This is a genomic window from Streptomyces lateritius, from assembly GCF_014649715.1.
GTDB classification, from domain to species: Bacteria; Actinomycetota; Actinomycetes; order Streptomycetales; family Streptomycetaceae; genus Streptomyces; species Streptomyces lateritius.
In genome coordinates this window covers 494109-512079 of sequence record NZ_BMTO01000002.1, presented here as the reverse complement: position 1 = coordinate 512079, position 17971 = coordinate 494109, and the positions used below count along the sequence as shown (strand labels likewise).

16 protein-coding genes and 1 tRNA gene are annotated in these 17971 nt (G+C 70.9%); 10 read left to right on the top strand and 7 right to left on the bottom strand.

Going from position 1 to position 17971, the window contains the following annotated elements; genetic code table 11:
- Positions 1-79: 79 nt before the first annotated feature.
- Positions 80-547 carry a RidA family protein gene (locus IE136_RS05720; protein WP_158988338.1) on the bottom strand — a complete coding sequence of 156 codons (468 nt, stop codon included), beginning with the start codon at positions 545-547 and terminating at the stop codon, positions 80-82.
- Complete coding sequence (gene sp36 / locus IE136_RS05715) at positions 544-702, bottom strand: Sp36 family protein (RefSeq protein WP_003967454.1); 159 nt, start codon at positions 700-702, stop codon at positions 544-546. Before sp36 ends, IE136_RS05720 begins: the two co-directional genes overlap by 4 nt.
- Before the next feature lie 71 nt (positions 703-773).
- Here sp36 and bagA point away from each other — a divergent pair, with 71 nt between their 5' ends.
- On the top strand, positions 774-1736 hold the full coding sequence (gene bagA / locus IE136_RS05710) for an ATPase BagA (protein WP_189599692.1): 963 nt from the start codon (positions 774-776) through the stop codon (positions 1734-1736).
- A gap of 5 nt (positions 1737-1741) precedes the next feature.
- Entirely contained in the window at positions 1742-3106 is a 1365-nt protein-coding gene (gene bagB, locus IE136_RS05705) for an ATPase BagB (RefSeq protein WP_189599767.1), read from the top strand.
- A gap of 53 nt (positions 3107-3159) precedes the next feature.
- Here the strand turns inward: bagB and IE136_RS05700 are convergent, their stop codons facing one another.
- Positions 3160-3504: a WhiB family transcriptional regulator gene (locus IE136_RS05700; protein WP_015034550.1), complete on the bottom strand. Its 345-nt coding sequence runs from the start codon at positions 3502-3504 to the stop codon at positions 3160-3162.
- A 416-nt stretch (positions 3505-3920) separates the two neighbouring features.
- Between IE136_RS05700 and IE136_RS05695 the strand changes: the two genes are divergently transcribed.
- Entirely contained in the window at positions 3921-6164 is a 2244-nt protein-coding gene (locus IE136_RS05695) for a transglycosylase domain-containing protein (RefSeq protein WP_158988341.1), read from the top strand.
- An 86-nt stretch (positions 6165-6250) separates the two neighbouring features.
- On the opposite strand, the gene IE136_RS05690 is transcribed toward IE136_RS05695, so the two are convergent.
- Complete coding sequence (locus IE136_RS05690; protein ID WP_158988342.1) at positions 6251-6715, bottom strand: GatB/YqeY domain-containing protein; 465 nt, start codon at positions 6713-6715, stop codon at positions 6251-6253.
- 138 nt (positions 6716-6853) lie between these two features.
- Here IE136_RS05690 and IE136_RS05685 point away from each other — a divergent pair, with 138 nt between their 5' ends.
- The 3 genes from IE136_RS05685 to IE136_RS05675 all read left to right on the top strand — a co-directional run bounded on the left by IE136_RS05685 (position 6854) and on the right by IE136_RS05675 (position 9595).
- Positions 6854-7792 (top strand): metallophosphoesterase, encoded by a 939-nt coding sequence (locus IE136_RS05685; protein WP_158988343.1) that lies wholly within the window; start codon positions 6854-6856, stop codon positions 7790-7792.
- A gap of 150 nt (positions 7793-7942) precedes the next feature.
- Positions 7943-8016, top strand: a tRNA-Pro gene (locus tag IE136_RS05680).
- 88 nt (positions 8017-8104) lie between these two features.
- Positions 8105-9595: a SulP family inorganic anion transporter gene (locus IE136_RS05675; RefSeq protein WP_189599691.1), complete on the top strand. Its 1491-nt coding sequence runs from the start codon at positions 8105-8107 to the stop codon at positions 9593-9595.
- 16 nt (positions 9596-9611) lie between these two features.
- Here IE136_RS05675 and IE136_RS35355 read toward each other — a convergent pair whose 3' ends face one another.
- On the bottom strand, positions 9612-11279 hold the full coding sequence (locus IE136_RS35355; RefSeq protein ID WP_229818644.1) for a flotillin domain-containing protein: 1668 nt from the start codon (positions 11277-11279) through the stop codon (positions 9612-9614).
- 255 nt (positions 11280-11534) lie between these two features.
- Between IE136_RS35355 and IE136_RS05660 the strand changes: the two genes are divergently transcribed.
- The 4 genes from IE136_RS05660 to IE136_RS05645 all read left to right on the top strand — a co-directional run bounded on the left by IE136_RS05660 (position 11535) and on the right by IE136_RS05645 (position 15794).
- On the top strand, positions 11535-12782 hold the full coding sequence (locus IE136_RS05660) for a serine/threonine-protein kinase (protein WP_158988345.1): 1248 nt from the start codon (positions 11535-11537) through the stop codon (positions 12780-12782).
- 84 nt (positions 12783-12866) lie between these two features.
- On the top strand, positions 12867-13115 hold the full coding sequence (locus tag IE136_RS05655; RefSeq protein WP_158988346.1) for a hypothetical protein: 249 nt from the start codon (positions 12867-12869) through the stop codon (positions 13113-13115).
- A 100-nt stretch (positions 13116-13215) separates the two neighbouring features.
- Positions 13216-15030, top strand: coding sequence for a S9 family peptidase (locus IE136_RS05650; RefSeq protein ID WP_189599690.1), 1815 nt, complete (start codon positions 13216-13218; stop codon positions 15028-15030).
- Positions 15031-15053: 23 nt separating this feature from the next.
- The gene (locus tag IE136_RS05645; protein ID WP_189599689.1) at positions 15054-15794 is read left to right on the top strand and encodes an SURF1 family protein; all 741 of its coding nucleotides are present in this window, start codon (positions 15054-15056) and stop codon (positions 15792-15794) included.
- Between the two features lie 72 nt (positions 15795-15866).
- On the opposite strand, the gene IE136_RS05640 is transcribed toward IE136_RS05645, so the two are convergent.
- Together IE136_RS05640 and IE136_RS05635 are read right to left on the bottom strand one after the other, a co-directional pair.
- Complete coding sequence (locus tag IE136_RS05640; protein ID WP_229818643.1) at positions 15867-17060, bottom strand: hypothetical protein; 1194 nt, start codon at positions 17058-17060, stop codon at positions 15867-15869.
- Positions 17057-17725, bottom strand: a complete 669-nt coding sequence (locus tag IE136_RS05635) for a SigE family RNA polymerase sigma factor (RefSeq protein WP_158988349.1) — start codon at positions 17723-17725, stop codon at positions 17057-17059. Before IE136_RS05635 ends, IE136_RS05640 begins: the two co-directional genes overlap by 4 nt.
- Positions 17726-17971 lie beyond the last annotated feature (246 nt).

Here is a 17971-nt window from a genome sequence, read left to right as displayed (position 1 = left end):
TGCCGGGCGGTCGGGATGTTCGAGAGCCGGTTCCCCCCTGAGGGGGGAACCGGCTCCGCACGACTTTCCGAGGTACCGGTCAGTCCTGGACGAGCTCCACCTGGACCTCGACCTCGACCGGGGCGTCGAGCGGGAGCACCGCCACGCCCACCGCGCTGCGGGCGTGCACGCCCTTGTCGCCGAGGACGGCGCCGAGCAGCTCGCTGGCGCCGTTGATCACGGCCGGCTGGCCGGTGAAGTCGGCGGCCGAGGCGACGAAGCCGACGACCTTCACGACCCGCTTGATCCGGTCCAGGTCACCGGCGACCGACTTCACGGCCGCGAGGGCGTTCAGCGCGCAGGTGGCCGCGAGCTTCTTGGCCTCCTCCGCTGTCACCTCGCCGCCGACCTTGCCGGTCACCGGAAGCTTGCCGTCCACCATCGGGAGCTGGCCCGAGGTGTACACGTACACGCCCGACCGGACGGCCGGCTGGTAGGCGGCCAGCGGGGGCACGACCTCCGGCAGGGTCAGGCCGAGCTCGGCGAGCTTGGCCTCGACGGCGCTCACGCCTTCTCCCGCTTCAGGTAGGCCACGAGCTGCTCGGGGTTGTTCGGTCCGGGAACGACCTGGACGAGCTCCCACCCGTCCTCGCCCCAGGTGTCCAGAATCTGCTTCGTCGCGTGCACGAGAAGGGGCACGGTCGCGTATTCCCACTTGGTCATGGAGCCGACTGTATCCGCTGCCACGGACACCTCCTGCTTAGGGCGGCACGGCAGTGGTTAGGCTCGAAGACGTGAGCAGGCTCCAGGTGGTCAGCGGCAAGGGCGGTACCGGTAAGACGACGGTCGCCGCCGCCCTCGCGCTCGCCCTCGCGACGGAGGGCAGACGCACTCTCCTCGTGGAGGTCGAAGGCAGGCAGGGCATCGCACAGCTCTTCGAGACGGAGGCGCTTCCGTACGAGGAGCGCAAGATCGCCGTCGGCCCGGGCGGCGGCGAGGTGTTCGCGCTGGCCATCGACGCCGAGCGGGCGCTCCTCGACTACCTCCAGATGTTCTACAAACTGGGCAGCGCGGGCCGGGCCCTGAAGAAGCTCGGCGCGATCGACTTCGCGACGACGATCGCGCCCGGGGTACGGGACGTCCTGCTGACCGGCAAGGCGTGCGAGGCGGTCCGCCGACGCGAGAAGCACGGCGGCTACACCTACGACTACGTCGTCATGGACGCGCCGCCCACCGGCCGGATCACCCGCTTCCTCAACGTCAACGACGAGGTGGCGGGCCTTGCCCGGATCGGCCCGATACACAATCAGGCGCAGGCCGTGATGCGGGTGCTGAAGTCCCCCGAGACGGCGGTGCACCTGGTCACCCTCCTGGAGGAGATGCCGGTCCAGGAGACCGCGGACGGCATCGCCGAACTGCGGGACGCCGAACTGCCGGTGGGCAAGGTCATCGTGAACATGGTCCGTCCGCACGTCCTCGACGAGGCGGCGGTACGGGCCGCCTCCGGCGACCACCGGGACGCGGTCGCGAAGACCCTGGCCGTCGCCGGGATCACCGGGGGTACGAAGCTGGTCGAGCCGCTCCTCGAACAGGCCGTGGAGCACGCGCAGCGCGTGGAGCTGGAGCGCGAGCAGCGGGCGGTCCTGACCGGGCTCGACGTACCGGCGTACGAACTGCCCTTCCTGGGGGACGGGGCGGACATCGCGGGCCTGTACCGGCTGGCGAAGGAACTGCGGAAGCAAGGGGTGGACGCGTGACGGAGATGACGGCGCAGGACGTCCCGTTTCCGGTGAACGGCCTCGACTCCGTTCCCACGCTCGAACTCGACCCGCTCATCGACGACCCGGGAACCCGGATCATCGTCTGCTGCGGTGCCGGGGGCGTCGGCAAGACGACGACCGCGGCCGCCCTGGGGGTCCGCGCGGCCGAACGGGGCCGCAGGGTCGTCGTCCTGACGATCGACCCGGCGCGGCGGCTCGCGCAGTCGATGGGGATCGACTCGCTCGACAACGTTCCCCGGAAGGTGGACGGCATCAAGGGGGCGGGCGGCGGGGAACTGCACGCGATGATGCTGGACATGAAGCGGACCTTCGACGAGATCGTCGAGGCGCACACCGACCCCGAACGGGCCCGGGCGATCCTGGCGAACCCCTTCTACCAGTCGCTGTCGGCCGGTTTCGCCGGGACGCAGGAGTACATGGCGATGGAGAAGCTCGGGCAGCTGCGCGCCCGGGACGCCTGGGACCTGATCGTCGTCGACACTCCGCCGTCCCGCTCCGCGCTCGACTTCCTCGACGCGCCGAAGCGGCTGGGGTCCTTCCTGGACGGGAGGTTCATCAAGCTGCTGATGGCGCCGGCGAAGATGGGCGGCCGGGCGGGGATGAAGTTCCTCAACGTCGGCATGTCGATGATGACGGGGACCCTGGGGAAGCTGCTGGGCGGTCAGTTCCTGAAGGACGTACAGACCTTCGTGGCGGCCATGGACACGATGTTCGGCGGCTTCCGGACCCGGGCGGACGCGACGTACAAGCTGCTCCAGGCGCCGGGGACGGCGTTCCTCGTGGTCGCCACGCCGGAGCGGGACGCGCTGCGCGAGGCGGCGTACTTCGTGGAGCGGCTGGCCGCCGACGAGATGCCGCTGGCGGGTCTCGTCCTCAACCGCGTCCACGGCAGCGGCGCCGCCCGCCTGTCGGCCGAGCGGGCGCGGGCAGCGGCAGAAAATCTTGAGGAGGGGCGCATGGTGGATCAGGCGGCCGGGAAGACTGGTGAGCGTGGCTCCCGCGCCACATCCCCCGAGCCGTCAGACATCGCCACCGCCGCCGCACGTTCCTCGCACGACGACGAGGCTGCCCCCACAGCCGCGTACGACACAGCCGCGTACGGCCCCGCCGTACAGGACATCGAGCAAGTGCAGGACATCGAGCAACTGACCGCGGGTCTCCTGCGTCTGCATGCCGAGCGGATGCAGGTGCTCGCGCGCGAACAGCGCACGCGTGACCGCTTCACCGCGCTCCACCCGGAGGTGGCGGTCGCCGAAGTGGCCGCCCTGCCCGGCGACGTACACGATCTCGCAGGGCTGCGGGCCATCGGTGACCGGCTCACGGCCGGGCGCATGCCCTCGGCCTGAGCTGTTCCCGCTCCACCGGAGCTCCGGTGGAGCTCTGGCGAGCTCCGGTGGGTCTAGCCCACCGCCGCGTACGCCTCGTACGTCGCGTCGTCCTCGATCGCCACGGGCAGCAGGCCCGCTCCCCGCTCGTACTCCGTACGCGCGGTCTCGAGCAGTCGCCGCCACGAGGTGACGGTGGGCCGCCGGCGCAACAGGGCACGGCGCTCGCGCTCCGTCATACCGCCCCACACACCGAACTCCACGCGGTTGTCCAGGGCGTCGGCCAGACACTCGGTCCGCACCGGACATCCGGTGCACACCGCCTTCGCCCTGTTCTGTGCCGCTCCCTGCACGAAAAGTTCATCCGGATCGGTAGTGCGGCAGGCCGCCTGCGCACTCCAGTCAGCTACCCAGCCCATACCGGCGCCGTCCTCTCCCGAATCGAGGCTCCCCCACGGCGGTAGCGGCATATTCACCGCTGCCAGTTGGTGACGTTACGGAAGGTGGGCACAGCGCAACACCCCCTTCGGGCCCAATCTTGAATGGCCCGAACGGACTATGCGTACGCGGCAGATCACCCAGGGGAGTGACCGGAGGACATACGTGCCGAAACCGTCAGATCGCCACAACCCAACCTGTTATGACGGAGCCACTTGGGACGGCGAGTGACGCATGGGGCGGAATCGGGCAGGGCTTCCCACGCTTCGGGGTCATGGGTTCTCTTGCCGATGTCACGCCCGGGTCTTGATGCAGAACCACACTGCTGTGACAGTTGAGAGCAGCTTAGGCCAAGGCATATACGCGTGTCCGGCGATTCAGAACGTAGGCTGCCCCCATGGCAAAGAAGCGCTCGGGCGGTGGTCTGACCGGGACCCAGCAGGCCGCCAAGTTCCTCGGTGTCAGTGTGCTCTCCGGAGCCGTGCTGGCGGGCATCGCCCTGCCCGCGGCCGGAGCGCTCGGGTTGGCCGCCAAGGGCACGGTCGAGGGATTCGACGAGATCCCGTCCAACCTGAAGACACCGCCGCTGAGTCAGCGCACCACGATCCTCGACTCGGAGGGCGGCCACCTCGCCACCGTGTACTCGCGCGACCGGAAGGTCGTGCCGATCGAGAAGATCTCTCCGTACATGCAGAAGGCGATCGTCGCGATCGAGGACTCGCGGTTCTACGAGCACGGGGCGATCGACCTCAAGGGCGTACTGCGCGCGATCAACCGCAACGCCCAGTCGGGCGGCGTGGCCCAGGGCGCGTCCACCCTCACGCAGCAGTACGTGAAGAACGTCTTCGTCGAGGAGGCGGGTGACGACCCCGAGAAGGTCGCCCAGGCCACCCAGCAGACCATCGGCCGCAAGGTGCGCGAACTGAAGTACGCGATCCAGGTCGAGGAGGAGCTGGGGAAGAAGAAGATCCTGGAGAACTACCTCAACATCACCTTCTTCGGTCAGCAGGCGTACGGCATCGAGGCGGCGTCCCAGCGCTACTTCTCCAAGCCCGCCGCCGACCTGAAGGTGGAGGAGGCCGCCATGCTGGCCGGCCTCGTCCAGTCGCCGAGCCGCTACGACCCGGTCAACGACCTCCAGGAGGCCACCAAGCGGCGCAACGTCGTGCTGCAGCGGATGGCCGACGTGAAGGACATCAGCCAGGCCGAGGCGGACCGGGCGAAGGCGTCGCCGATCAGGCTCAAGGTGAAGAGCCCGAAGAACGGCTGCATCACCGCCGTCGACGGCGCCGGTTTCTTCTGCGACTACGTCCGCAAGACCATCCTCAACGACCCGGTCTTCGGCAAGACGGTCGAGGAGCGGCAGAAGCTGTGGAACCTGGGCGGACTGACCGTCAGGACCACGCTCGACCCCCGCGCGCAGGAGGCGGCCAACGAGGCCGCCGTCGCGAAGATCTACGAGGACGACAAGGTCGCCGCCTCGGTCGTCCAGGTCCAGCCGGGCAGCGGCAAGATCCTCTCGATGGGCCAGTCCCGTCCGTACGGCCTCGACCAGAAGCAGCACCAGACGACGCTCAACCTGGCCGTCGGCAGCAAGATGGGTGGCACCACCTACGGCTTCCAGGTCGGTTCGACGTTCAAGCCGATCACCGCCGCGGCCGCCCTGGAGAAGGGTCTGAGCCCCGCTCAGTCGTTCTCCACGCCGTGGAAGATCTCGCTGCCGATGGACTCGTACCGCACCTGTGCGGGCGGGCCGGCCGGCGGCGGCGACTGGGACCTCCAGAACGAGCTGGAGTCCGAGGCCGGCACCTGGGACATGACGAGCGCGCTCGGCAAGTCCATCAACACCTACTTCGCCCACCTGGAGCAGATGACCGGTCTGTGCGAGACGGTCGAGATGGCGAAGAAGATGGGGTACGAGAGGGAACTCGGCAAGAAGCTCAAGGAGCTTCCGTCGATCACCCTCGGCGGTCAGGAGGCGACCCCGCTCGACATGGCGGCCGTCTACGCCACCTTCGCCAACCGGGGCACGTACTGCACCCCGGTCGCCATCGAGTCCATCACCACCGCGGCCGGCGACAAGCTGAAGGTGCCGAAGAGCGAGTGCTCGCGCGCGATGAGCGAGCGGACCGCCGACACCATCAACCAGATGCTGAAGGGCGTCGTCGAGGACGGCACCGGTACGAAGGCGGGTCTGAGCGACCGCGACAACGCCGGTAAGACGGGTACGACCAACGACCGCAAGGACGCCTGGTTCGTCGGCTACACCCCGAACCTGTCCACGGCGGTGTGGGTGGGTGACGACGTCGGCGAGAAGACGTCGATGTACGACATCACCATCGGCGGCGAGGTCTACGACAAGGTCTGTGGTGGCTGCCTGCCGGGTCCGATCTGGCGGATCGCGATGACCGGGGCGCTGAACGCCTCCGAGACGCCGTCCTTCGCGCCCATCTCCGTGCCTCGCGGCGAGAAGCCGGAGGACAAGGAGAAGGACAAGAACAGGCCGGGCGACGACGGCAAGCCGGGCGACCGGAGGCCGGGCGGCGGGGACGTCTTCCCCGGGATCACCATCCCGCCGGACCTGATCGGCGGCGGGAACAACCGCGGCCAGGGCAACGGCGGCGGTGGCGGAAACCGGTAGTCGCGGTACGTACGCCTGAGGGCGCCCCCCGATCTCGGGGGGCGCCCTCAGGCACGTAGGCGGTGCGTACGGCTCGCGGCGGGTGGTCAGCCGGCGAGGAGCTTCTTCACGACGGCGGCGACACGCCCGCCCTCGGCCTGGCCGGCCACCTTCGGGTTCACGATCTTCATGACGGCGCCCATCGCGCGCGGCCCCTCGTGACCCGCGCCCGTGGCCTCGGCGACGGCCGCGGCGACGATCTGCTCCAGCTCCTCGTCACTGAGCTGCTTCGGCAGGTACGCGTCGAGGATGACGCCCTCCGCCTTCTCCCGCTCGGCGGACTCGGCGCGACCGCCCTGGGCGAAGGCGTCCGCGGCCTCGCGGCGCTTCTTCGCCTCCTTGGCGATCACCTTCTGCACCTCGTCGTCGGAGAGCTCGCGCTTGGTCTTGCCCGCGACCTCTTCCTTGGTGATCGCGGCGAGGGTGAGCCGCAGCGTCGAGGAGCGCAGCTCGTCGCGCTCCTTGATGGCGGCGTTGAGGTCGTCCTGAAGCTTGGCCTTGAGCGTGGTCATACAGCCCAGTGTGTCAGGTGGGGCGTTGTGCACGCCCGCGCATTAATCCCCGCCCTCCTCCCCGCCCCGGGCCCCCGCCGTCCTCCCCCTGGACGCCCGCGCATCGAAGGGCGCGGCTCCGTCTGCGACGATGGGGGAATGCGCGCACGGTACGGGATCCCCCTGAAGGTCACGGCAGGTCTTACCGCGACGGCGGCGGCCGGACTCGTCTACGCGGCGGGCTTCGAAGCCCGCTCGTTCCGTCTCCGCCGGGTGACGATCCCCGTACTGCCGCGCGGAATGCGCGACCTGCGGGTCCTTCAGGTCTCCGACATCCACATGGTGTGCGGTCAGCGCAAGAAGCGGGCGTGGCTGCAGTCGCTGGCAGGGCTGCGGCCGGACTTCGTCGTCAACACGGGCGACAACCTCTCCGACACGGACGCCGTCCCCGAGGTCCTGGACGCGCTCGGTCCGCTGATGGAGTTCCCGGGCGTCTACGTCTTCGGGTCCAACGACTACTACGGGCCGCGGCTGCGCAATCCCGCCCGCTATCTGATGGAGAAGGCGCAGGGCCGCCACGGTCTCAACGGCAACGCGCCGGTGGTGGGCGCGATCCACAACCCGTGGGAGGGCATGCGCGAGGCCTTCGACGCGGCCGGCTGGCAGAACCTGACCAACACGCGCGGCCGGCTGAAGCTGCCCGACCTGGAGCTCGCCTTCACCGGCCTGGACGACCCGCACATCAAGCGGGACCGCTACGAGCGGGTGGCCGGCGGCCCGGACCTGTCCGCGGACTTCTCGGTGGGCGTGGTCCACGCCCCGTACCTGCGGACCCTCGACGCGTTCACGGCAGACGGGTACGAGCTGATCCTGGCCGGCCACACGCACGGCGGTCAGCTGTGCATCCCCTTCTACGGCGCTCTGGTGACCAACTGCGACCTGGACACGGACCGGGTGAAGGGGCTGTCCACGCACACCGTCGAGGGCCGGACCTCGTTCCTCCACGTGTCGGCGGGCTGCGGCACGAACCGCTACACCCCGGTCCGCTTCGCCTGCCCGCCGGAGGCGACCCTGCTCACGCTGACCGCACGCGTCTGAGCGGTTCGTCTGCGCGGTCGGGCCGGCGATCGTCGGCGCGGACCGCGTCCGACCTGCGGTGCGGGCGGGCGGGAACCGGATTTCGTCTCCGGGCGTGGGTGGGCTAAAGTAATCGATGTCGCCGCGACGTGAACAACAGAGCAGTGACATCGGGGTGTAGCGCAGCTTGGCAGCGCGCTTCGTTCGGGACGAAGAGGTCGTGGGTTCAAATCCCGCCACCCCGACTTCGTAAGACCAGGTCAAGGGCCTGATCCGCACTGCGGATCAGGCCCTTCCTGCGTGTTCTCGCGATCGAACCCGAGGTCTGTCGCCGTGTTTCCTCCCTCCCTGTCCGTGCGGTCCGCGCTGTCCAGGACGCTCTCGCCGAAGGTGCTGCGGACGGAAGTGCTGGCCGGTCTGGTCGTCGCTCTCGCGCTGATCCCGGAGGCGATCTCCTTCTCGATCATCGCCGGGGTGGACCCGGCGATCGGGCTCTTCGCCTCCTTCACCATGGCCGTGGTGATCTCCGTCGTCGGCGGCCGACCGGCGATGATCTCCGCCGCGACCGGCGCCGTGGCCCTGGTGATCGCCCCGCTCAACCGGGAACACGGGCTGGGCCACCTGATCGCGGCGGTGATCCTGGCGGGCGTCTTCCAGATCGCGCTCGGACTGCTGGGCGTGGCGAAGCTGATGCGGTTCATTCCGCGCTCGGTGATGGTGGGCTTCGTCAACTCGCTCGCGATCCTGGTCTTCATGGCCCAGGTGCCCGAGATGTACGACGTGCCATGGGCCGTCTATCCGCTCATGGCGGCCGGCCTCGCGCTGATGGTGTTCTTCCCGAAGATCACGAAGGCGGTCCCGGCGCCGCTTGTGTCCATCGTCGCCCTCACCGTGATCACGGTCGCGGCGGGCATCGCCGTGCCGACCGTCGGCGACAAGGGCGAGCTGCCGTCCGCGCTGCCCGTGCCGGGGCTGCCGGACGTGCCCTTCACCCTGGACACGCTGACGCTCATCGCTCCGTACGCGCTGGCCATGGCTCTCGTGGGGCTGATGGAGTCGCTGATGACGGCGAAGCTGGTCGACGAGATCACCGACACGCGGTCCTCGAAGACCCGGGAGTCCATCGGCCAGGGCGTGGCGAACATCGTCACCGGCTTCTTCGGCGGCATGGGCGGCTGCGCGATGATCGGCCAGACGATGATCAACGTGAAGGTGTCCGGGGCTCGGACGCGGCTCTCCACCTTCCTGGCGGGAGCGTTCCTGCTGGTGCTGTGTCTCGCCCTGGGGCCGGTCGTCTCCGAGATCCCGATGGCCGCGCTCGTCGCCGTGATGGTCATGGTGTGCGTCGCGACCTTCGACTGGCACTCCGTGGCGCCGAAAACCCTCAAGCGGATGCCCGCCGGGGAGATCGTCGTGATGGTCGTGACCGTGGTCTGTGTGGTCGCCAGCCACAATCTCGCGGTGGGCGTGGTGGTCGGCTCCGTCACGGCGATGGTCGTCTTCGCCAGGCGCGTCGCCCATCTGGCGGACGTCGTCTCCGTCCTTGATCCGGGCGGGGGCCAGGTCGTGTACCGGGTGACCGGCGAGTTGTTCTTCGCCTCCTCCAACGACCTGGTGGGGCGGTTCGACTACGCCGGCGACCCCGACACGGTGGTGATCGACCTCTCCGCGGCCCACATCTGGGACGCGTCCTCCGTGGCCGCGCTGGACGCGATCGAGCACCGGTACGCGCAGCGGGGCAAGCGGGTCGAGATCACCGGCCTGAACACGGCCAGCGCCCGCCTCCACGGCAGCCTCAGCGGGGAGCTCTCCGCCGGTAAATGAGCGGCGGTGGTGGTCGTCAGCCGGTGATGTCGATCTTCTCGTGGGAGGCCGACGGCTCGACGGCGACGGGCGGCTTCCCGGACGTCAGGCCCTTCAGCAGCTGAGCCAGATCGACTCCGGTCGTGGCGCCGAGGAGTTCCATCCCCTGGGCGACGTTGTCGGTGACGGTACGGGAGAGCTTGCTCGCCCCGTCGGTGGAGATGACGGTCATCCGGTCGATGGCACTCAGCGGTTCGGCTGCCTTGGCGACGACCTCCGGCAGTGCCTCGACCATCATCTGGACCATCGCCGCGTCACCGTAGCGCTCGAAGGCCTCCGCCTTCTGCCGCATGGCCTCGGCCTCGGCCGAGCCCTTGGCCGCGATGGCGGCGGCCTCCGCGTCGCCTTCGAGGCGGACCGCTTCGGCGATGGCCGCGCGCCAGGCGCGCTCGGCCTCACCGCGCTTGGCACCTTCGACGGCCTCGGCCTCGGCGAGAGCCGAACGGCGCTGCTTCTCGCCCTCACCGGTCAGCCGGGCCCGCTCGGCCTCCGCCTCGGCCGCGGCGATCGCGGCCAGGCGCTCTGCCTCGGCCTGCTTGACCCGGGCGACGCGCAGGGCCTCAGCCTCCTGCTCCGCCTGGTACCGGCGGGCGTCGGCCGGCTTGCGGACCTGGGTGTCGAGCTGCCGGTCGGTCAGGGCTGCCTGGCGCTCGGCGACCTTCTCCTGCTCCGAGAGGATCTGCTGCTGGCGGTCGGCCTCGGCCAGCGGACCGGCGGCGTTGGCCTGGGCGGCCGCCGCGTCCGTCTCGGCCTTGATCTCGGCCTGGCGCACGTACAGGGTCCGCTGCGCGACGGCGATCTCCTCCTCGGCCTTGAGCCGTGCCTGCTCGGCGGCCTGGCGGGCGTTGTCCTGGTGCAGGGGTCCGAGAACACTCTCCACCAGGTCGGCCATGGCCTGCCGGTCCCGCGTCAGGACCGGGTAGACCAGCAGGTCCGCCGCGTACAGCACCGGCCCCTCCAGGCCCATCCGCTCAGCGAGGTCGAGGGCGTTGAGCGCCTCCTCGTACGAGTGGACGACTCCGCCGGCTCCATGGTGGGAGCGGCCTATCCCGACACGGCCGCCGTCGGTGGCCGCGTACGCCTGCTTCGCGAAGAACTCCAGAACGTCCGGCTGGTCGCCGGGGGCCACGCAGATCAACCGGCCGTCCTTGGTGGTCAGCAGGATCTTCCGGTTATCGAAGCGGGCGAGGACGGTCTGCTCGATGCCCCGGGCCACCGGGTAGCCGTCACCGTAGGGTTCGGGCCCCTCAGCGACCGCCACGGCATGAGCCTGCGCAAGTCGCAGCCCGAACCGCTCGGCCCGCTCCGCGAGCCGCCCCAGATCACTGCCCCCGTACAGCAGATCGTCGACGAACTCCCGCCGCGCGGCCTCCTCCTGCCGTACCGCCTGCTGCTGCGCCTGCTCGTACCCTTCGGCGAACGCGTCCACCGCCTGCTCGACGGCGGCAAGGAGAGGACCGAAGGCCCGCGCGGGCAGCAGGGGTTGGATCTCCCGCGCCACCGCCAATTGCTCGCGGATGAGCCCCCACAGCGTCAGTCCCGCCTCCGCGGCCCGTTTGCCCTGCGCTCTGCGGGACTCCAATTCGTCCCGGGTGAGCCGCCGGCCCGTGGCACAGGCGTCGAGCAGGATGTCGGCGTATCCCACCACGTGTTCCGCCGGTGCGCCCCCTCGGCCATGGCCCTCCTCCTGTGCGATCCCCTGCGTGTACGCGTCATCGACGCGGCGTCCAGGGTGACATGCGGCGGGAATCGGCGGCGGCGCGCGGTCGCCGGTGCGGGTCGGGCGGCCATCCGGCGACCGGGTGGGGATCAAGCCGCTCTACTCTGGAACGTCATCAGGTTGGCTGACCGTCGAAAGGCTGGGTCTCAGGTGCTGGTCGCGGACCGATATCGGCTCCACATGTGTGTCGGGCGTGGCGGCATGGGCGAGGTGTGGCAGGCCACCGACGAGGTTCTCGGGCGTTCCGTGGCCGTGAAGTTGATGCTGGGTCACGAGTCGGATCCGTCGGCCGCCGAGCGGTTCCGGCTGGAGGCGCAGACGGCGGCGCGGCTGAGCCATCCGCATGTCGTGGGAGTCTTCGACTTCGGCACGTGGGACGGAAAGCTGTACCTCGTCATGGAGTTGGTGGAGGGGAGCAGCCTCGCGGGGGACGCGGGGGCTCCCCAGGCGCTGTCGCCGGAGCGGGTCGCCGTGGTGGCCGCGCACGCCGCCGCGGGGCTGGCCGCCGCGCACCGGGAGGGCGTGGTGCACCGGGACATCAAGCCGGGCAATCTGCTGCTGGACGGCGACGGGACGGTGAAGCTGGCGGACTTCGGCATCGCCCGCTTCGTCGACGATCCCTCGGCCGCGCTCACCAGCACGGGGCAGATCGTCGGCACCGGCCTCTACCTCGCCCCGGAGCGGGCCCTGGGGCAGCCGGCGTCGCCGGCCTCCGACGTGTACTCGCTCGGCTGTGTGCTGTACCAACTCCTCACCGGGCGACCGCCGTTCCAGGGCGACACCGCGACTGCGCTGCTGTACCAGCACATCGACACGCCGCCGGCGCCGCCGCGTCAGCTCGGGGTGGGGCTGCCGGCCGCGTTCGAGGCGTATCTCCTGACCTTGCTGGCCAAGCAACCCGAACAGCGTCCTCCGGCGCAGGCGATAGCGGACTGGTTCGCCTCGGGGGCGTGGCGCGGACATCAGTCGCACGTGCCCACGTACCAGCAGCCCCAGCCCCAGCAATCACATCAGCAGCAGTCCCATCACCAGCAGTTCCATCAGCAGCAGTTCCATCAGCAACAGGCGCCGCACCAGCCGCAGGGGCGGCAGTCGCACCGCCAGCCGCAGGGGCGGCCCCAGGGACGGCCGCCCGCTCAGCCGCTCGCACACACTCCGACGCCGTCCCGCTCCCGGCCCGGGCAGCACACCGCACCGCAGCACAGACCCTCCGCGAGACCCTCGGCCCGGCCCCACAACCCCCGGCAGGCTCCGCGCGGCGAGGGCGGTCTCGCGGCCCTCTCCCGGCGCCGTCCGAGGAAGACGGCCGCCGTGGCCGGCGGGATCGCCTTCGTGGTCTTCCTGCTCATCGGCATGGCCTGGCTCGCGCCCGAGGAGGGCTCGGCGGAGACGCCCTCGACCCTCCCGACGGCGACCACCGGCTCCTAGGCCGTGTCCTCCCGGCCCGGCCTCCCTGACCCGAACGGGGTCCTCCGGGTGGCCCGCAGGCCCCCGGTCCGTTCCCCTGGGGACATGCGCCCCCTCGACCTGAACTCCCTCGACCTGCACCCTCTGCGGGCGGCGGCCGAAGCGGCGTCCACCGTCCCCGCCGAGGCCGTCTCCGACTCCGGCCCGTCCGCGATCGCCCTTGGTCTCGGCGCCGCCGCACTGGCGGGCGCCATCGGCACCGCCGTCGTACGCAACCGTCTGTCGAAGTCGGCCGGCGAATCTCCCCCGCGCGAACACCGGCCGGGATCGCCGTCGGACGATTCCCCGGGCTGACCAGGCTCGGCTCGGCTCGGCTCGGCTCGGCTCCGAGAGGTTATCCACAGGTTGCGGACGCGGCGGACGGTTCGTCGGCGGTTAGGAGCATCATGGGGCAATGAGTGAGAGCAACGAGATCATCGACGTCCCCGTCTGGGAGCAGCGGTTCCGGGCGCCCCGCGTGTCCCTGCCCGAGTGGGCCGAGGAGGCCCCCGACCGTTCCCTGTTCGTGTCCAACGCGACGGGCACGTACGAGCTGTACGCCTGGGACCGGGCGAGCGGCGGACAGCGGCAGGTCACCGACCGGCCGAATGGCACGACGGACGGCACACTCTCCCCCGACGGCCGGTGGATCTGGTGGTTCTCGGACAAGGACGGGGACGAGTTCGGGGTGTGGATGCGGCAGCCCTTCGACGGCGGGGCGGACGAGCCCGCGGTCCCCGGGCTCGCGCCCTCCTACCCGGCCGGACTCGCGATCGGCCGCGACGGCACGGTGGCCGTCGGCCGCTCCACGGACGAGGAGGGCTCCACGGTCCATCTCGTGCGGGACGGCGCGGCACCGGTGGAGATCTACCGGCACCGCGAGTCGGCCGGCGTCGGCGACCTCTCGCACGACTCCACGCTGATCGCCATCGAGCACACCGAGCACGGCGACGCCATGCACTCCGCCCTTCGGGTGCTGCGGGCCCAGGACTCCTCGGTGGTCGCCGAGCTGGACGACACCAAGGGCGGCACCGAGGAGCTCGGCCTGGCGGTGCTGGGCTTCGCTCCGGTGGACGGGGACACCCGGCTGCTCGTCGGGCACCAGCGGCGGGGCCGCTGGGAGCCGCTGCTGTGGGACGTGGCGACCGGCGAGGAGACCGATCTCCGCCTCGACCTGCCGGGCGACGTGTCGGCGGAGTGGTACGCGGACGGCACGGGCCTGCTCATCGTGCACAGCTTCGAGGCGCGCAGCGAGCTGTGGCGGTACGACATCGCGACCGGGGCGCTGGTCCGGGTGGAGACCCCGGCCGGTTCGGTGTCGGACGCCACGGCACGCCCGGACGGCAGCGTGGAGTACCTCTGGTCCTCGGCCGCGATGCCGCCGGTGGTGCGCTCCACGGGCGGCGGGGTCGTCCTCGACCCGCCGGGCGACAAGGCGCCCGGTTCGGTTCCGGTGGAGGACGTATGGGTGGAGGGGCCCGGCGGTCGCATCCACGCGCTCGTGCAGCGGCCGCAGAGCGGCGAGGGGCCCTTCCCGACCGTCTTCGAGGTGCACGGAGGCCCGGCCTGGCACGACAGCGACGCCTTCGCCTCGGGCCCGGCGGCCTGGCTCGACCACGGCTACGCGGTGGTCCGGGTCAATTACCGCGGCTCGACCGGCTACGGCCGGGAGTGGACGGACGCGCTGAAGCACCGGGTCGGCCTGATCGAGCTGGAGGACGTCGCCGCGGTCCGGGAGTGGGCGGTCGCCTCCGGTCTCGCCGACCCAGCGAAGCTGGTGCTCTCGGGCGGCTCCTGGGGCGGTTATCTGACGCTGCTGGGGCTCGGCACCCAGCCGGACGCCTGGTCGGTGGGGCTCGCCGCCGTCCCGGTGGCGGACTACGTGACGGCGTACGAGGACGAGATGGAGGCCCTGAAGGCGCTGGACCGCACGCTCTTCGGCGGTTCGCCCGAGGAGGTGCCGGACCGCTTCGAGGCCTCCTCGCCGCTGACGTACGTCGACAAGGTGACGGCCCCGGTGTACATCTCGGCGGGCGTCAACGACCCGCGCTGCCCGATCCGCCAGATCGACAACTACGTCGAGCGGCTGGCGGCGCGCGGCGCGGTCCACGAGGTCTACCGGTACGACGCGGGGCACGGCTCGCTGGTGGTGGAGGAACGGATCAAGCAGGTGCGCCTGGAGCTGGACTTCGCGGCCCGGCACCTGGGGACCCGGCCGGTCGGGGGGTGAGACGGACTGCGTACCGTGGAGGGGTGTACCGGTTCCTGAAAACGCCCCGCTGGTGGGGGATCAATGTCTTCGTCCTGCTGGCGATCCCTTTCTGCCTGTTCATGGGGACCTGGCAGATGGGCAAGTTCGAGGACCGCGTCGACTCCCACCAGGAGGCGGAGCGGGCCCCGGACCCGGGGACGATGAGGACGGAACCGCTGGAGCGGCTCCTGCCGGTGGACAAGGAGACCTCGGGCCGGCACGCGGAGGCGAGCGGCACGTACGGCAGGCAGTTCCTGGTGCCGGACCGTGAGCTGGACGGCCGTACCGGCAGCTATGTGCTGACAATGCTGAAGACGGACAGCGGCACCCTGCTGCCGGTGGTACGGGGCTGGTTGCCGGCCGGTGCGAAGGCACCGGCCCCGCCGTCCGGCGAGGTCACCGTGGTGGGCGCCCTGCAGGCCTCGGAGAACGCGGGCAGCAAGGGTGTCCACGCGGCGGGCGGGCTGCCCGAGGGGCAGCTCGGCATGATCAGCGCGAGCTCGCTGATCAACGTGGTGCCGGACAAGGTCTACGACGCCTGGGTCACCCTCACCGACTCCCCCGCCGGCCTGACGCCGGTTCCCGCGACCGCCGCGGCCGGGACGTCCCTGGACCTGAAGGCCTTCCAGAACCTCGGTTACACGGCGGAGTGGTTCGTCTTCGCGGGCTTCGTCGTCTTCATGTGGTTCCGGCTCCTGCGCCGCGAGGCCGAGGCGGAGCGGGACGCGGCCCTGGGCCTCTGAGACCCGGCCCTCCCGGTGCTCATCCCTCCGAGGGCTCGCCCCTCCGAGGCCTGAACCTCAGAGCCTGACCCTCTACGACGCGTCGAGCACTCCGGTGCGGTAGATCGTGCCGGCGCAGGCGTTCGGGATCGTCGTCGCGGCCTGGGGGCTGCCCGGCTCCGCGGTGTGGCTGACGGCGATGGAGCCGTCCGCCGGTGTGCCGTCCTCCGTGCCGAGCTGGGGTGCGGTGTTCTCGCCGGTGGAGTCCGTCCCGGACGATCCGCCGCCGCCCGCCGACGTGCCGCCCGTGCCGCCCGTCCCGTCGCCGTCCGGGCTCGTGGTCGGGTCCGGTGGGGTGCCTGTGGTCGGACACGTCTCCGTGGGGACCCAGGCGAACCGCACCTCGTAGGCGTTGTCCGGCTTGAGGATCAGCGTGGGCGATTCCTGGGAGGGGTCGGGCAGGCCGCTCGCCGGGTCTCCGGCCGCGTGCTCCACGACCGTGATCTTGGCCGGGTCCGCCGCTCCGAGCGCCTGGAAGCCGATGCTGCCGGCGCCGCTCACGACGCAGTCCTCGCCGGAGATGTTGGCGATGCGGAAGGTGCCGTAGACCTTCCCCTCCGCGTCGGGGCCGCCCGCCTGCGCGGAGCTGACGCCCAGCTGGCCGGCTTCGCAGACCGGCGAGGAGTCCGGCTGGGACTCGACCGGCTGCGTCGCGTCGGCGCCCGTGCCGCCGCTCTTGTCCGGGGCGGCGTCGGTGGGCCGGCCCGCGCCCGCGGCCTCGCCCTGGCTGGGGCTCACCGTGGCGGCCGACGGCGCCGCGGTCTTCGCGCCGCCCTCGACGCCGGTCTCGGCGCCGGTGCCCGTGCCGCCCTGCGCCTGCTGACCGTGGCCGGCGTTCACCGACTGGTCGGTGGCGATGCCGCCCGAGTTGGCCACGTGCACGAACGCCGGCACGGCCGTGCCGATCAGTACCGCCGCGGCGGCGATCCCGACGATGGCCTGCCGCTTGCGGGCGCGCCGCGCGGGCACCGCACGGCGCAGATGGTCGAGTGCGCCCTCGGAGGGCTGGAGGTCCGCCACCGCGCCGTGGAGCAGGCTCCGCAGCGCCGGCTCCTCGCCGGCGAAGAGCCCCTGCCCGTCCTCGTCCGCGAAGGGGCCGTCGCCGCCTGGGCGGTCCTCGGCCCTCGCCTTGTCCGGCCCGTCGTTCACAATCTCGTGTCCCATGTCGTCGCGTTCACCGTCGGGCAGCCCGCTCGTACCGCCGGGTCCCGTACCGCCGGAGCTCATGCCGTCGCCTCCATCGCGACGCGCAGCGCCGCGATGCCACGCGAGCCGTACGCCTTCACCGACCCCAGGGATATGCCCAGCGTCTCGGCGACCTGGGCCTCCGTCATGTCCGCGAAGTACCGCAGGACGAGCACCTCACGCTGCCGCCGCTGCAGCCCGCGCATCGCCTTGATGAGCGCGTCGCGCTCCAGCTGGTCGTACGCACCCTCCTCGGCACTCGCCATGTCCGGCATCGGCTTGGAGAGCAGCTTGAGTCCGAGGATGCGGCGGCGCAGCGCCGAGCGCGAGAGGTTGACCACCGTCTGGCGCAGATAGGCGAGCGTCTTCTCCGGGTCCCTGACCCGGTTACGGGCCGAGTGGACGCGGATGAACGCCTCCTGGACCACGTCCTCGCAGGAGGCCGTGTCGTCCAGGAGCAACGCGGCGAGTCCGAGCAGCGAGCGGTAGTGCGCCCGGTAGGTCTCGGTCAGATGGTCGACGGTGGTGCCCGCGGCCATGGTGTTGTCAGCGCTCTCGCGCGGCGACGGAATGCCGGTCACCCCGGCCGTCCTGACTCGGGTCGGCATGGGGGCGATCACCGGCATGCCGCCGGCCGGGCGCGGCCGCCTGAGCGGGCGCACTCCGCGGAGCGGGACCACCGCTGCGATGTCGAGTACCTCTGCCACGCCTGTTGGACACGCTTCCCCCCGTCAGGGTTGTACGCGTACGCCACCGTTTTTGACGGTGTGCAGTTCGCCCTCATGCGTACACGCTCTTCCCCAATGCCCCGGTTTCTCCGCACGTTGTGCGCCAACATCCCAGAGGCGCACGCAGAGACGCATCCCGCCCAACCACCGGTTGCGGCAAGCGGGAAGAGCATCCTCGAACATGGCATCGCCCCAGTTCAAGAGCCCTTTGTCGGTGAATTGATC

Excerpts from the sequence above, each read along its gene's own strand:
- IE136_RS05695 (WP_158988341.1), top strand. The coding sequence starts at position 3,921 with ATGGCAAAGAAGCGCTCGGGCGGTGGTCTGACCGGGACCCAGCAGGCC.
- IE136_RS05660 (WP_158988345.1), top strand. The coding sequence starts at position 11,535 with ATGTGTGTCGGGCGTGGCGGCATGGGCGAGGTGTGGCAGGCCACCGAC.
- IE136_RS05685 (WP_158988343.1), top strand. The coding sequence starts at position 6,854 with ATGCGCGCACGGTACGGGATCCCCCTGAAGGTCACGGCAGGTCTTACC.
- IE136_RS05700 (WP_015034550.1), bottom strand. The coding sequence starts at position 3,504 with ATGGGCTGGGTAGCTGACTGGAGTGCGCAGGCGGCCTGCCGCACTACC.
- IE136_RS05640 (WP_229818643.1), bottom strand. The coding sequence starts at position 17,060 with ATGAGCTCCGGCGGTACGGGACCCGGCGGTACGAGCGGGCTGCCCGAC.
- IE136_RS05650 (WP_189599690.1), top strand. The coding sequence starts at position 13,216 with ATGAGTGAGAGCAACGAGATCATCGACGTCCCCGTCTGGGAGCAGCGG.
- bagB (WP_189599767.1), top strand. The coding sequence starts at position 1,742 with ATGACGGCGCAGGACGTCCCGTTTCCGGTGAACGGCCTCGACTCCGTT.
- IE136_RS05655 (WP_158988346.1), top strand. The coding sequence starts at position 12,867 with ATGCGCCCCCTCGACCTGAACTCCCTCGACCTGCACCCTCTGCGGGCG.
- IE136_RS05690 (WP_158988342.1), bottom strand. The coding sequence starts at position 6,715 with ATGACCACGCTCAAGGCCAAGCTTCAGGACGACCTCAACGCCGCCATC.
- sp36 (WP_003967454.1), bottom strand. The coding sequence starts at position 702 with ATGACCAAGTGGGAATACGCGACCGTGCCCCTTCTCGTGCACGCGACG.